Source organism: Streptomyces sp. NBC_01478 (genome assembly GCF_036227225.1).
Taxonomy (GTDB): domain Bacteria; phylum Actinomycetota; class Actinomycetes; order Streptomycetales; family Streptomycetaceae; genus Streptomyces.
Genome location: NZ_CP109444.1, coordinates 1,171,802 through 1,184,815, shown reverse-complemented (window position 1 = coordinate 1,184,815; position 13,014 = coordinate 1,171,802). Strand labels below are relative to the sequence as shown.

Below are 13,014 nucleotides of genomic sequence, written 5' to 3'. Positions count from 1 at the left end.
GCCGGGCTGTTCACCCGGCCGGGGTCCAGGCTGCGCCGGAAGGGGGATTACCTTCCCGCGGGGGATCGCCGGTCGACGGCGGCGGTGACGGGTGGCCCGCGGTGCACGACGGCCGTCGTACGAGGGTGTCCGTTCTGCTCCTGGAGGTAGGAGACCGCGCTGCTGCGCAGATAGCGCTCGGCGGCTTCCGCGGCCTCGCGCGCGCAGCGTTTCCCCATCAGCACGCACAAGGTGTAGCCCGCGTCCTCGAAGGTGGCCCGTACCGTCCGGTCGCCCGGCGACGCGAGCATCACGCGTTCCCACGCCCGATAGCGCCGCAGTTGGCGGGCGACTTCGGCTTTGGCGGGTAGCAGCATGGCGCTGTTCACCTTCCGCCTCGGCGGACCGCGTTTCCCGACCGTCGGGTGGCGGCCGTGTGCGGAGCGGCATGGCTCCGTCACGGCAGTCGAGGCTTTCACTCATGGTGCACAGGTGATGACCAAGCGTCTTGTTGGATCTTCAACCACCTCGTCCGTCGCTCGTGTTGCACGAATGGCCTAGCGCTCGCACTCTGGAGCTGACTCAGAAGCGATCATTGCTCACGCTTCGTGTTCGGGGCCCCGGCCCCGCAGGGCGAGGGGAAGCGTGAGCTTCGCCGGTAGGGAGCCAACGACGATGAAGACCGCAGTGCCCTGCTACTACCACCTCGATGTGGACGTCACTCCGGAACGGGTCGGACAGGTCGGGCGCATTCTGGCCGCCCATCTCCGGCTCTGGGACCTGGAGATCCTCGTGGAGCCCGTTCGCCGCGGCGCCGAGCTGCTGCTGCGGGCCATCGACGAGCACGCCACGGACAAGCAGACGTCGATAGAGCTGTGGTGGAACGGCCAGCACCTGATCACCGCCATCGGCGACAACGACCGCGATCTGCGCCCGGACCTGGACCTGCGCGCCTGCCTCGCCCGGATCGCCGCGATGAGCGACGGCTGGGGCTGCTGCGCCACCGACGCCGGAAGCAAGGTCATCTGGTTCTCGCAGCGCGCCCGCAGCGGTGAACGCGTCCCGCGTGTCCCGAGGACACCCGCGCCGCGTCTGCGGGAGATGCTCCAGCTTCCCCGCGAGGTGCCGACCGCCCTGCCGGCCCGTCCGACGCGCGGCCTCCTGGAGGACGCCCGGTGACCGCGAGCCCGCGCAGGAAAGGGGTGTCCGTGTGGAGCGGGCACCCCTGTCCGTTGGGTGCCTCCTTCGACGGGAAGGGCACCAACTTCGCGCTGTTCAGCGAGGTAGCCGAGCGCGTGGACCTCGTCCTCGTCGAGGACGACGGCAGCCACCGCACCGTTCGGCTGACCGAGGCCGACGGCTTCGTGTGGCACTGCTACCTGCCGGGAATCGGGCCGGGCCAGCGCTACGGCTACCGGGTGCACGGCCCCTGGCAGCCGACCCTCGGACACCGCTGCAACCCGGCGAAACTGCTCCTCGACCCGTACGCCAGGGCGGTGGACGGACAGATCGACAACGACCCCTCACTGTACGAGCGTTCGGCCGGACCAGCCCCCGCCGACAGCGCCGGACACGGCATGCTCGGCGTGGTGGTCGACCCGGCCTTCGACTGGGGCGACGACCGCCCGCCCCGGCGCTCGTACGCCGACACGGTGATCTACGAGGCCCATGTGAAGGGCCTGACCCGCACCCACCCGGAGGTCCCCCAGGAACTCCGCGGGACGTACGCGGGACTCGCGCACCCGGCGGTCGTCGACCACCTCGCCCAACTCGGGGTGACCGCGGTCGAGTTGATGCCGGTGCACCAGTTCATGCAGGACGGGGTGCTCCAGGACCGCGGACTGTCCAACTACTGGGGCTACAACACCATCGGCTTCTTCGCGCCCCACAACGCCTACGCCGCACACCGCGAACGAGGCGGGCAGGTCACCGAGTTCAAGTCCATGGTGAAGGCGCTGCACGCCGCCGGGCTCGAAGTGATCCTCGACGTCGTCTACAACCACACCGCCGAGGGCAACGAGAAGGGCCCCACCCTGTCCTTCCGGGGCATCGACAACGCCTCCTACTACCGTCTGGTGGACGGTGACTGGGGCCACTACTACGACACGACGGGCACCGGGAACAGCCTGCTGATGCGGCACCCCTACGTCCTTCAGCTCATCATGGACTCGCTGCGCTACTGGGTCACCGAGATGCATGTCGACGGCTTCCGCTTCGACCTCGCGGCCACGCTGGCCCGGCAGTTCCACGAGGTGGACCGGCTGTCGGCGTTCTTCGACCTGATCCAGCAGGACCCGGTGATCAGCCGCGTCAAGCTCATCGCCGAGCCGTGGGACCTGGGCGAGGGCGGCTACCAGGTGGGCAACTTCCCGCCGCTGTGGTCGGAGTGGAACGGCAAGTACCGGGACGCCGTACGGGACTTCTGGCGGGGCGGCGAGCACACGCTCGGCGAGTTCGCGTCCCGGCTCACCGGCTCCTCCGACCTGTACCAGCACAGCCGGCGACGGCCGCGCGCCAGCGTCAACTTCGTCACCGCGCACGACGGGTTCACGCTGCGCGACCTGGTCTCGTACAACGACAAGCACAACGAGGCCAACGGGGAAGGGAATCGGGACGGCGAGAGCGTCAACCGGTCCTGGAACTGCGGAGCCGAGGGCAAGACAGGCAACCCCGCCGTGCTGGAACTGCGCGCCCGTCAGCAGCGCAACTTCCTTGCCACGCTGCTCCTTTCGCAGGGCATCCCGATGCTCGGCCACGGCGACGAACTCGGACGCAGCCAACGCGGCAACAACAACGCCTACTGCCAGGACAACGAAGTCTCCTGGATCGACTGGGAGTTGACCGACGAGCAGCGAGAACTCGCCGCCTTCACGCGGTATGTCATCGGGCTGCGTGCCGCGCATCCCGTGCTGCGCCGGCGTCGCTTCTTCCGCGGCGAGACCGCCGTGCACGCCGGACAGCCGCTGCCCGACCTGGTGTGGCTGCTGCCCGACGCCCGCGAGATGACCGACCGGGACTGGCAGCGCTCCGACGCGCACTCGGTGGGCGTGTTCCTCAACGGCGACGCCATCGCCGAACGCGATCCGCACGGCGGGCCCGTCGTCGACGACTCCTTCCTGCTCCTGCTGAACAGCTACTGGGAGCCCGTCGACTTCCGCCTTCCCGACGTCACCTACGGCGAGCGCTGGACGACCCTGATCGACACCGCCGAGCCGCAGGGCACCCCGGACGAGACGGAGCACAAAGCCGGCACGGAGATGCCGGTCGAGGCCCGCAGCCTGGTGCTGCTGTCACGGCCCGCCCGGCGCTGAGCGTCAGGGGGCGTCGCGCGAGGTCACCGTGAACCGGGCGCCGTCCGGGTCGCGCAGCACGGCCTCGTGGGCGTTCTCCCGCAGGACGCTCCCGCCGTGCGAGGCCACGACCCGGGCGCAGGACCGGATGTCCGAGACCGCGAAGTGGACCTGCCAGTGCGGGCGGACGGCCGGGTCCGGGGCCGCCTCCAGCGCGCCCGACTCGATCCGCGCCACGACATTGCCGCCGCTGCGCAGGACGACCTCGCCGCCCTCGTACCGGACCTCGCAGCTCGCCGGGTCCGCCGACGCCCAGTCGAGGACCTCGCCGTAGAAGATCGCCGCGTCGAAGGCGTCCCGGGTGTGCAGGCGGACGAAGGCCGGTGCCGAGCGGCGCCAGGTCTCCCAGCCGCCCATGAGGTCGCCCTCCCAGATGCCGAAGGTCGCGCCGTCGCGGTCGCCGAGCAGGGCCGCGCGGCCGGGCGGGAAGGAGAGCGGGCCCACGGCGACCGTCGCGCCGCGCTCCCGTACCCGGGACGCGGCCACATCCGCGTCGGGCACCGCGAAGTACGGCGTCCAGGCCACCGCGACCTGCCACATGGACGCCACCGCGGCCAGACCGGCCACCGGAACGTCGTTCGCCGTGGCGATCCGGAAGCGGTCACCCAGGCTGGCGGAACGCCACTTCCAGCCGAACACGGCCTCGTAGAACGCCTCGGTGGTCTCCGCATCGCGGCTCGTGAGACTCACCCAGCAGGGGGCGCCGAACACCGTACGGGTGGAGACGGAGTCGGGTTCTCCGGGGAACGGTTTCCTGTCGTGGTTCATGGCAGTCGCGTTTCCGATCTCGTGGACCGGCGGCCACCGGTCTCCACCAGTGTCCAACCGGAACCGGTCCGACGGCCTGCCGAGCAGGTGTCTTGACCATCCTTTTGGGTTAGTTACCTCTGCTAAAGAGGTAATCTCCAGGGGTGGAGACGGAGAAGTTCCCGGAAGAGCTGGCCGACGCGCTCGTCGGTGTCCAGCGGCTGATCCGCAGGCGACTGCGCAGCGAGATGACCCTGCCGCGCCTGCGCGGCGCCGAGGTGGAGCTGCTGCGCCTGGTCGAGGTCCGGCCGGGAATCGGCATCTCGGAAGCGGCCAAGGAGCTGTTCCTCGCGAGCAACTCGGTGTCGACCCTGGTCAACCAGCTCGCCCGGGACGGCTTCCTGATCCGCGAGACGGACCCCGCCGACCGGCGCGCCGCCCGCCTCCAGCTCACCGAGACGGCCAAGACCCGGCTCGGCGACTGGCACGCGCGGCGCGCTGCTCTGGTCCGCGCGCAGGTCGACCGTCTCGACCCGGCGGACCGGGACGCGCTGCGCGCGGCGATCCCGGCCCTGCACCGACTGGCCGTCAATCTGCACGAGGAGGCCGAGGACTCATGACGCAGGACACCGCCACCGAGCGGCCCGCAGCCGTGAGCTGCACCCGGCTCGCCTATTCCTTCGGCGAGACCACCGCGGTGGACGGGCTCGACCTGTCCGTGGGGGAGGGCGAGGTCTTCGGACTGCTCGGCCCCAACGGCGCCGGGAAGACCACGGCCATCCGCTGTATCACCACCCTCCTGCCGGTCCCGGCGGGCATGGTCCACGTCTTCGGCCACGACACGGCCAAGGAGCAGATGTCCGTCCGCCGCATGCTCGGCTACGTCCCGCAGCAACTGTCCGCGGACAGCGGGCTCACCGGCCGCGAGAACGTCGCTCTCTTCGCCCGCGTCTTCGACGTACCGCGCAGAGAACGAGCCGCACGCGTCGCCCAGGCGCTGCGGGCCGTCGACCTCACGGACGCCGCCGACCGGCTGGCCAACACCTACTCCGGCGGCATGGTCCGCCGGCTGGAGCTCGCGCAGGCCCTGGTCAGCGCGCCCCGCCTGCTCATCCTCGACGAACCCACGATCGGCCTCGACCCGATCGCCCGCACCAGCGTGTGGGAACACATCAACGCCGTGCGCGAGGCCACCGGCATGACCGTCCTGGTCACCACCCACTACATGGACGAGGCCGACCAGTACTGCGACCGCGTCGGCCTGATGCACCGCGGCCGCATCCGCGCCCTGGGCACCCCGGAGCAGCTCCGCGAGGGCCTCGGCGAACGCCGGCGCGCCGACGGAGCGCCCGCCACCGATCCGCTGCCCACCCTCGAGGACGTCTTCCGGGACATCGCCGGCAGCGGTCTCGAAGACCAGTCAGGAGGTTTCCGCGATGTCCGAAGCACCCGCCGCACCGCGAACCGCGTCGGCTGACCCCGCCCCCGAGTACGACCTGAACCTACTGCTCACCCCGCCCGAACCCCGGGCCGGCTGGCGCCTGTTGCCCGCCCGCGTCATCGCGATGTGCGCGGTCGAACTCCAGAAACTCCGCCACGACCGCACCGAGTTGTACACCCGAGCCGTCCAACCGGCGCTCTGGCTCCTGATCTTCGGCCAGACCTTCACCCGCATCAAGGCGATCCCCACCGGGGGCATCCCCTACATCGACTACCTCGCCCCGGGCATCATCGCCCAGTCCGCGATGTTCATCGCCATCTTCTACGGCATCCAGATCATCTGGGAGCGGGACGCCGGCATCCTCAACAAGCTCCTCGTCACCCCCACCCCGCGCTCGGCGCTGATCACCGGCAAGGCCTTCGCGGCCGGTGTGAAGTCGCTGATCCAGGCCGTCGTCGTGGTCGTCATCGCCGCGATCCTCGGAGTCGCGCTGACCTGGAACCCGCTGAAGCTGATCGGGGTCGGGGCGATCGTGATCCTCGGCTCGGCCTTCTTCTCCTGTCTGTCGATGACCATCGCCGGCATCGTGCTCAGCAGGGACCGGCTGATGGGTTTCGGACAGGCCATCACCATGCCGCTGTTCTTCGGCTCCAACGCCCTCTATCCCGTGGCGATCATGCCCGGCTGGCTGCAGGCGGTGAGCAAGGCGAACCCGCTGAGCTACGAAGTGGACGCCCTGCGCGGGCTGCTGCTAGGCACCCCGTCCCATGTGGGCACCGACTTCGCCGTCCTGCTGGTGGCCGCCGCACTGGGCATCGCGGCCGCTTCCTCCCTGCTCGGACGGCTCGCCCGCTGATCTTGCCGGGGACGTGATGTGCGGCACGCCCCCGGCCGGGATTCGACGGCCGGAAAGCGGATTCTCGCTGGGCACGGCTTGATCAGTGATCAAGCGGGCGAAAACGCTGGCCACAGCGCATTCCGCTCATTTGACAGTGCGCTGAGCACACAGATAGGAAGCAGCTCTCTGAGGTCGAGAGGGTGCATTGTGTACGAGCCGAACGTGGTCGGGGACTGGCACGAGTACGACGAACATGCCGGTCTGCGTGTCCGCGTCCACAGCCTGGCCGCCGCCGAGCCGCCACGCGGACGCGACGACGCCGCCGAAGGGCTGACCTACTTCACGCTCCGTGTCACCGTCGAGAACCGCGGCGCGCGGCACTACGGCATCCACCTGGAGGACGGCCAGATCGACGTCAGGCTCGGCCCGGACGGCGAGAGCGCCTTCATCGACTGGCGCAGCTCGCAGTTCATCGAGGGCTTCGACGTCTATCCGCTGCGCCGCGCCACCGCCGTCGTGTACGCGGCCGGTGCGGAGGCCGCCCTGAAGCAGGTGGACGTACAGGTCCAGTTGCGGGTGGAGGAGGAGTGGACCGAGCGGCGCCTGTGGGCGGGCGGCATCGGTCTGTGCGAGGAGGCCGTCGCGGCCGGTGCCGGGCGGGACGGCCTGGCGCACCAGGTCAGCAACTTCCTCCGGGACCAGGCGGAACCCGGCACCCCCTGAGACCCGCGGGTCCGAGACCCGCGGGTCCGAGACCCGCAGGTCCGAGACCTACCGGTCAGTGCGGGATGCCGTCGATGATCTCCCGGGCACCCTGCCGCAGCAGCGCCACCGCCACCGACGTGCCGAGCGTCGCCGGGTCAAGGCGGCCGGCCCACTCGTGGGCGTTGAGCCGCGTCTTGCCGTCCGGGGTGAACACACAGGCGCGCAGCGACAGTTCACCGCTCCGGTCCACCTGCGCGTACCCGGAGATCGGGCTGTTGCAGTGCCCTTGGAGGACGTGCAGGAACATGCGCTCCGCGGTCGCCTCACGGTGGGTCTCCGGGTGACCGAGGCCGCTGACCGTGTCGATGACGTCGGTGTCGCCCTCACGGCACTGCAGGGCGAGGATGCCCGCGCCGATGGGCGGCATCATCACCTCGGGGGACAGCACCTCGCTGATCACGTCGCACCGGTCGATGCGCTCCAGCCCGGACATCGCGACCAGCAGCGCGTCGGCCTCGCCCGCCGCGAGCTTCTCCAGCCGCCGGTTGACGTTGCCGCGGAACGGCACGCACTCCAACTCCGGGTGCGTGGCGGCGAGTTGAGCGACTCGCCGGACCGACGAGGTGCCGATCCGGGTGCCGGCCGGCAGCTCGTCGAGGGTCAGCCCGCCGGGGTGGACCAGGGCGTCACGGATGTCGTCCCGCTTCAGGAACGCGGCGAACGTCGTACCGGCGGGCAGCGGCCGGTCGGCGGGCACGTCCTTCACGCAGTGCACCGCGAGATCCGCCGCGCCGGCGAGCAGCGCGGCGTCCACCTCCTTGGTGAACGCCCCTTTGCCCTCGACCAGGGCCAGATCGCCCATCCACTTGTCGCCGGTCGTCTTGACCGGCACGACCTCGGTGCGCACCTGTGGATGGAGGACGGCCAACTCGGCGCGCACACGCTCCACTTGGGCCAGCGCCATGGGCGAGTCGCGGGAGACGATACGGATCAGTTCGGGCACGGACATGCGGACACGATAGACCGTCCGGCATGCCCGTGTTGACCGATGGGTACACCTGGCAACAGGTTCAGGCCCGGCCTCGCACCAGGGGCTCACTGATCTCCACGGCCCGCAGTGCGGCGGCGAGAGCGCGCTCGTCCCCGACATCCAGGGCCGTGTCCGTCAACTTGATCACGTGCTCGTCCCCATGCTCCAGGGCCCGCTCCATCACCTCTTCGGCCGTAAGCCGCACGTGCGGAACGAAGCCGACCGCCTCCTCCGGCGCGTACATCGCGGTGACCGCCGCGGACGCGGTCCACGCCGCGTGCAGGCTCGGCGCCCACAGCTCGCGGGGGAGCGCGTCCAGGGCGCGCAGCACGGCGTTGGGCGCCGTCGCCGCGTGCACCAGCATGGTCGGCTCGCCGTGACCGTGGGTCGCGTAACGATGCGTGGCCGCGCGCACCAGCTCGGTGAGCCGCTCCCGCGCCACGTCCGGATCGCTCACCTCGGCCGCCCAGACGGGCAGTTGACGTACGGTGTCCAGCCGTGCCCGGAACCCGGCCGCCCCTCCCGCGATCGGCGGCACGGCGTCGAGGGCACCGGCCGCAGTGGGACCGGCGGGCAACTCCGCGATGCCCGAGACGGGTTGGTGCCGCGCCGCCCAATAGCCGAGCCCGTGGGCGAGTTCGGTACGGCGGGGTTCGTTCTCGTCGAGGCCGAGGGCCCGTGCGGCATGCCCGACGCGGATGACCGGGTGGGTGGCGCCCGCGGCGATCCCGGGCAGCAGCCGAGGCCACCACAGGGCGAGCACGTCCTGCCAGGGCCGCTCGGCGAGAGCCCGGGAGAAGTAGCCGATCCAGTCGGCGGCCCGGCGTGAATCACCCAGCGCGGCAGGCCAGTTGGCGTCCGTGACGGGAGCCACCGGATCGGGGAAGTCCTCCAGCTTGTCCCGGTAGAGATCGAGCCAGTGGTGGACGGCCCCCGCCTGCCCGTGCGCGGCGAGCGCCTCGGCGACCATCGGGGCGTGGTTGCTGAGCCAGCCCGCGCGCTCGGGCCCGGTGGAGTGCAGTCGTTCGAATGCTTCTTCCAGCGTTCCGCTCGTGTCCATGCCCAGCACGCTAGGTGCGGAGCTGCGTCCGCAGAACAGACCGGAGGAGGAAGAAGCGCCCACCTCCGGACCTAGGCCTGAGGACCCAAGCGGTTCGGGCGCGGCCTGGGCAGCGCCCCGTTGGGGCGCGGGGCTGTGTCGACATGCGGCTCCGCCGCGTGGGCGCGACCAGCCACGACGGCGCGGCACTGGAACGACGGCCCATCGACCCTCCCCCCCCGGCGGCGGAGCCGCATATCCCCCAGCCAGCGGGGAGCTCAGTCGGCCAGCACGACAGAGATCACGCGACGTCCCCGCCCACCGGCGGCCACGACCGGTGAGCCCGACGCCCCGTCGACCGTGCACGACCGCACCCGGCTCCCGCCGCCGCTCAGCGTGACGTCGAGCGTCATGCCCCGGTACGGCAGCCCGCGCAGGCTCACCGGCCCCCAGGTCGACGGCAGGCACGGGTTCAGCCGTAGGGAGTCGTCCGTGAACGTCAGGCCGAACAGGCCGTCGTGGATCAGCCGCAGATACGCCGTCGCCGACCAGGTCTGGTCGGGCTGGGACACGAAGTGGTGCGCGTGGCCGCTGGCGCCGCCCTGCCAGCCGCCGTCGACGGCGCCGGTCACCGAGTCGTACAGCTCGTAGAAGCCGCCGCTCGTGGCCACCAGGCCGGCGAGGGTGTCCACGGCGAGGGCGAACGGCTCGGTGCGGCCCGCGCCGGCGGCGGCCTGGCCGTACAGCCCGTGGACCATCGGCCAGACCATCACGTTGTGCCGTCCCGGACGCCGGTCGTCGAAGCGCGGGAAGTGCGGCCAGACGTTGACGATGCCGTACGGCTGCCAGTGCGTGGAGTCGAGGAGCTGCCCGGCGCGGCGGGCGTCGGCGACGCCGAGGAGGACGGCGAGGGCCAGTCCCGCGCCCTCCTGCGAGGTGTCGAGGCGTCCGGCGAGCGGGCCCTCGCCGTGCACGAGATAGCCGTAGGTGCCGGCGTCCGCGCGCCACAGATGCCGGTCGATCGCCGTGCGCAGGCGCTCCGCGTCCGAGCGGAACGAGGCGGCCCGCACGGGGTGGCCGAGGGACTCGGACATGGCGGCGAGGGCCTGATGGGCGCCGTAGTAGAGGCAGTTGGTCGACAGGCACATCAGTTGGTCGGCGTGCGGGTGGTCCAGGACGAAGGACGAGTGGACGGACGTCGAGGCGGGCGGGCTCGGGTAGCCGGAGATGCCGTCGTTCATGAAGCCCGGGCCCTCGAAGAGGCCGAACGACGGGTTGAAGTGCTGGGCGCGGCGGGCCGCGAGGGTGCGCGCGGACGTGTCGTGGGCCCGGGTGAGGAAGTCCCGGTCGCCGGTGACCAGATAGTGGTGGTACGCGGCCAGGACCCACACGATCTGGTCCCACCACTGGTTGTCCTGCTGGACGACGAACCCGTCCCGGACGCGGTCGACCACGGACCACAGGGTGTTGCGGCCGACGTCCGGCGCCAGCAGGCTGACCCCGCTCCACGCGTTGACGGCCGCGTCCCGCGTCCAGCGCTGCGGCGCGGGATAGCCGCCGCCCGCGCGGACGACCGTGCCGGGCGGGTAGCTGAGCAGGCCGGCCCTGTCGTACACCGAGCGGTCCGCGCCGATGGTGTTGGCGCCGGACACGGACCTGAGCGCGGACGAGTACAGGGCACCGAGACGTCGCTGGGTGGCCGGGTCGTCGAAGGCGAGGGTGGGCATGGCGTATCCGTTCCCGGGCGCCGGGCCCTGCGCACCCGCGGGGATGGCCGTCGCCCCGGCGATGCCCAGGGCGATGAGCAGCGCCCTGCGCGAGATCCCGCGTTCAGCTACCACGTTCCGTCCTCTCGGCCTCCCGGGGTCGAGACGATCCCGGGAGCCCTGAGAACGATGGTGCCCTGTGGACGGTACCGTCAGGCAGCGGGGTCGAACGTGATTCCGGAAGGCTTCGCCGACGTGAGGTGGGCCACGAAGTTCGCGTCCTTGAGACCGAAGTTCGCGCTGCCGAAGTCGTAGGCGCTCAACTTGTCGCGCAGGCCCGCCGGGTAGCCGTTCCAGCCGACGAGCGGCGGGTACTGCCAGGTGTGCTTGTCGTTCTCCGGCGGCTCGTCGTTCGCGTTCCCCAGCCGGAAGTCGTGGGTGCCGATGCCGTCCTTGTGGTAGACGATCTTGGCGTGCGTGCCGTCGAAGCGGACCTCGGACGCCGCGTGCACGGTGAACGAACCGTGGTTGGACGTCGACACGTACTGGATCGTGCCGTTCTGCACCCACACCACGACGTGTTCCCAGTCGTTGCGGTGCCCGCCGATGCTGGAGTTGGCGACGGCCTGGTCCTTCTCGAAGTACAGGCCGTACATGTACGCGCACCAGCCGTTGTTGCACTTGTAGCGCGAGTAGCTGTTGGTGTTGTCGAGGTCCGAGGCGTCGTGGCACTGGCCGCTGAGCGAACCCGTCGGGTTCAGGCCGCCGTTGATGGTCCCGTCGGGGCCGATCGCGGGCGTCGGGTAGCAGCCGTCCGTGTCGTAGTCGAAGGCGGGCAGATATGTCTGCTCGGCGGCTTCGGCGTTCGCGGGCAGTGCCGTGGGCGGCGCGGCGAAGGCGACGCTGGGGAAGGCGATGACCAGGGCGGCGGCACCGCCGAGGCCGGCGAGCCACCTTCCACGGCGGATGCGGGACTTCTGGGACGACACTGCGTCCTCCTCTTGGGTGCAGCCCAACGGCTCTGGGGGAAAGGGCTTTCATGGTCCCGACTTTCCATGTACGCGCCAAGGGGGTGGGGTGTCACTTCGGTAACGGGCGGCCCAATACTTGAGCTGCGCAACTTCTTTAACGCTCGGGCAGGTCCGCCGCCGACTCCTCCGGCGCGAGGTCCGGGCGCAGCCGCAGCCAGGACGGCTGGCGCAGTATTCCGGCCCGGGTTCGGGTGCTGTAGCGGACCTCACCCACCAGTCGGGGCAGCACCCAGCGCGCGTCGGCGACCGGCGGTACCGGATCGAAGGGGCACGTGTCGGTCCCGGCCGCCCGCAACAGCGCGGCGAGTTCGGCACGTTCGGCCTCGCTCCAGCCGGTGCCCACGTTGCCGACGTACCGCAGTCGGCCGCCCGCGCGCTGTCCCACCAGCACCGCACCGGGCAGGCCCGTCAGGCGCCCCTTGCCGGGCACCCAGCCACCGACCAGCACGTCCTCGCTGCGCAGATTGCGGATCTTGATCCAGGCGCGGGACCGCACCCCGGGCTCGTACACCGAGTCCAGTCGCTTGCGGACCAGGCCCTCCAGCCCGTGCGCGCGGGTGGCTCGCAACGCGTCGGCGCCATGTCCGGTGAGCGCGGCGGGAGTTGACCAGCACGGACCGTCCAGGCCGAGCTGCTCCAACTCCGCGCGGCGGTCGGTGTAGGGGAGCGCGAGGAGCGGCCGGTCGAGGTGAAGGATGTCGAACAGCACCAGATGGACCGGGGTGTTCGCGGCCCGGTGTGCCGCCAGTGCGGGCGATCCGGCCAGGCCCATCCGGTTCTGCAGCAACTGGAAGTCGGCGCGGCCCTGTTCGTCCAGGGCCAGCACCTCACCGTCCAGGATCGTCGGCGAGCCGCGCAACTCGCCGCCCAGGGCCTGCAGTTCGGGATACGCGCCCGTGATGTCCGCACCGGAGCGCGCACGCAGGAGGACGCTTCCGTCGCCGGGGAGGTACACCAGGACGCGCTGGCCGTCCTGCTTGGTCTCGTAGGCCCAGCGGGTGTCCTGTTCGGCGGGCGGGAGGGTGCCTGGGGTGGCGAGCATGGGTGAGATGCGGGGCAGGGTCACGGCAGAGGTGTCGACGGGCGGCCGGGGTGGCACGCCTGTTGTGCCGGGGGTTCGCCCGAACGGGGCTCTGGAGCGGGTGCGT

General features: G+C 71.0%; 13 protein-coding genes. 6 read left to right on the top strand and 7 right to left on the bottom strand.

Features of this window, described 5'->3' with window-relative positions:
- Positions 1-47 precede the first annotated feature (47 nt).
- Complete coding sequence (locus OG223_RS05335; protein ID WP_329243100.1) at positions 48-356, bottom strand: DUF5133 domain-containing protein; 309 nt, start codon at positions 354-356, stop codon at positions 48-50.
- A 298-nt stretch (positions 357-654) separates the two neighbouring features.
- Between OG223_RS05335 and OG223_RS05330 the strand changes: the two genes are divergently transcribed.
- Positions 655-1,158, top strand: coding sequence for a pep a2 (locus tag OG223_RS05330; RefSeq protein ID WP_329243098.1), 504 nt, complete (start codon positions 655-657; stop codon positions 1,156-1,158).
- Between the two features lie 23 nt (positions 1,159-1,181).
- Positions 1,182-3,290, top strand: a complete 2,109-nt coding sequence (gene glgX / locus OG223_RS05325) for a glycogen debranching protein GlgX (RefSeq protein ID WP_329265143.1) — start codon at positions 1,182-1,184, stop codon at positions 3,288-3,290.
- A gap of 3 nt (positions 3,291-3,293) precedes the next feature.
- Here the strand turns inward: glgX and OG223_RS05320 are convergent, their stop codons facing one another.
- Positions 3,294-4,097: a VOC family protein gene (locus tag OG223_RS05320; protein WP_329243096.1), complete on the bottom strand. Its 804-nt coding sequence runs from the start codon at positions 4,095-4,097 to the stop codon at positions 3,294-3,296.
- A gap of 143 nt (positions 4,098-4,240) precedes the next feature.
- On the opposite strand from OG223_RS05320, the gene OG223_RS05315 reads away from it, so the two are divergent.
- The 4 genes from OG223_RS05315 (at position 4,241) to OG223_RS05300 (ending at position 7,078) form a co-directional block, all read left to right on the top strand.
- The gene (locus OG223_RS05315; protein ID WP_329243093.1) at positions 4,241-4,696 is read left to right on the top strand and encodes a MarR family winged helix-turn-helix transcriptional regulator; all 456 of its coding nucleotides are present in this window, start codon (positions 4,241-4,243) and stop codon (positions 4,694-4,696) included.
- Entirely contained in the window at positions 4,693-5,553 is an 861-nt protein-coding gene (locus OG223_RS05310) for an ABC transporter ATP-binding protein (RefSeq protein WP_329243090.1), read from the top strand. Before OG223_RS05315 ends, OG223_RS05310 begins: the two co-directional genes overlap by 4 nt.
- Positions 5,513-6,373 carry an ABC transporter permease gene (locus tag OG223_RS05305; protein WP_262062147.1) on the top strand — a complete coding sequence of 287 codons (861 nt, stop codon included), beginning with the start codon at positions 5,513-5,515 and terminating at the stop codon, positions 6,371-6,373. The genes OG223_RS05310 and OG223_RS05305 overlap by 41 nt, the downstream gene beginning before the upstream one ends.
- A gap of 189 nt (positions 6,374-6,562) precedes the next feature.
- The gene (locus OG223_RS05300) at positions 6,563-7,078 is read left to right on the top strand and encodes a hypothetical protein (RefSeq protein ID WP_329243085.1); all 516 of its coding nucleotides are present in this window, start codon (positions 6,563-6,565) and stop codon (positions 7,076-7,078) included.
- A gap of 55 nt (positions 7,079-7,133) precedes the next feature.
- Here the strand turns inward: OG223_RS05300 and hemC are convergent, their stop codons facing one another.
- The 5 genes from hemC to OG223_RS05275 all read right to left on the bottom strand — a co-directional run bounded on the left by hemC (position 7,134) and on the right by OG223_RS05275 (position 12,932).
- On the bottom strand, positions 7,134-8,069 hold the full coding sequence (gene hemC, locus OG223_RS05295; protein WP_329243081.1) for a hydroxymethylbilane synthase: 936 nt from the start codon (positions 8,067-8,069) through the stop codon (positions 7,134-7,136).
- A 61-nt stretch (positions 8,070-8,130) separates the two neighbouring features.
- Complete coding sequence (locus OG223_RS05290) at positions 8,131-9,150, bottom strand: questin oxidase family protein (RefSeq protein ID WP_329243078.1); 1,020 nt, start codon at positions 9,148-9,150, stop codon at positions 8,131-8,133.
- A gap of 257 nt (positions 9,151-9,407) precedes the next feature.
- Positions 9,408-10,970 (bottom strand): MGH1-like glycoside hydrolase domain-containing protein, encoded by a 1,563-nt coding sequence (locus tag OG223_RS05285; RefSeq protein WP_329243076.1) that lies wholly within the window; start codon positions 10,968-10,970, stop codon positions 9,408-9,410.
- 77 nt (positions 10,971-11,047) lie between these two features.
- Positions 11,048-11,824, bottom strand: coding sequence for an NPP1 family protein (locus tag OG223_RS05280; protein WP_329243073.1), 777 nt, complete (start codon positions 11,822-11,824; stop codon positions 11,048-11,050).
- Positions 11,825-11,960: 136 nt separating this feature from the next.
- Entirely contained in the window at positions 11,961-12,932 is a 972-nt protein-coding gene (locus OG223_RS05275; protein ID WP_443073686.1) for an ATP-dependent DNA ligase, read from the bottom strand.
- Positions 12,933-13,014 lie beyond the last annotated feature (82 nt).

Bases quoted from the DNA above. Each gene is read 5' to 3' on its own strand.
- OG223_RS05335 (WP_329243100.1), bottom strand. From the start codon at position 356: ATGCTGCTACCCGCCAAAGCCGAAGTCGCCCGCCAACTGCGGCGCTAT.
- OG223_RS05330 (WP_329243098.1), top strand. From the start codon at position 655: ATGAAGACCGCAGTGCCCTGCTACTACCACCTCGATGTGGACGTCACT.
- OG223_RS05320 (WP_329243096.1), bottom strand. From the start codon at position 4,097: ATGAACCACGACAGGAAACCGTTCCCCGGAGAACCCGACTCCGTCTCC.
- OG223_RS05310 (WP_329243090.1), top strand. From the start codon at position 4,693: ATGACGCAGGACACCGCCACCGAGCGGCCCGCAGCCGTGAGCTGCACC.
- OG223_RS05305 (WP_262062147.1), top strand. From the start codon at position 5,513: ATGTCCGAAGCACCCGCCGCACCGCGAACCGCGTCGGCTGACCCCGCC.
- hemC (WP_329243081.1), bottom strand. From the start codon at position 8,069: ATGTCCGTGCCCGAACTGATCCGTATCGTCTCCCGCGACTCGCCCATG.
- OG223_RS05290 (WP_329243078.1), bottom strand. From the start codon at position 9,150: ATGGACACGAGCGGAACGCTGGAAGAAGCATTCGAACGACTGCACTCC.